1 protein-coding gene is annotated in these 510 nt (G+C 79.2%); it reads left to right on the forward strand.

All coding sequences use genetic code 11. The annotated features are described in order from the left end of the window. Positions 1 to 96: 96 nt before the first annotated feature. On the forward strand, positions 97 to 510 hold a 414-nt coding region (locus OZN99_RS33375), incomplete at its 3' end, for a hypothetical protein (RefSeq protein WP_270939447.1).

The raw sequence follows: 510 nt of genomic DNA on the forward strand, positions 1-510 counted from the left end.
GCGCCGCCGGGCGCGGCACGGCGCTTGCGCTGTCGGGCCGCGGAAGGGGCGGCACCGAGCGGCGGCCGGCCCGCGTCTCCGGAACGGGCGACTGCCATGGATGTGCTGACCGCCACCGCCCCGACGTCCCTGCCCATCGCGCCCGGCGCGGCGGATCCTGCGGTGCCGCCCGGTGCATTCGCGCTGCTGGTCGCGGGGCTTGTCGCCACGGACGGCGCCGAGCCGATGGCGACGGATCCCGAGGCGGTGGAGGACGCCGCCCCGGCGGAGCTGCCGGGCTGGATCGCAATCGCTCCGACGATGACCCTGCCGCCTGCGCCGCCGCAGCCGATGATGGCGCAGGGCGCGACGGTCGCCGGCTCCGTGGTCCCGACGCCGGCGGCAGCGCCGCCAGAGGCCGTACCAAGCATCCCGACGCCGCACCTCCCTGCGCCCGCCCCGGCACATGCGGCGCGCATCGCGCCGACGGCGCCGGCGATTCAACCGGGCCCGGGCGCGGCGCCGGAGCCC

Source organism: Falsiroseomonas oryzae (assembly GCF_027856955.1).
In the GTDB taxonomy this organism is placed as follows: domain Bacteria; phylum Pseudomonadota; class Alphaproteobacteria; order Acetobacterales; family Acetobacteraceae; genus Falsiroseomonas; species Falsiroseomonas oryzae.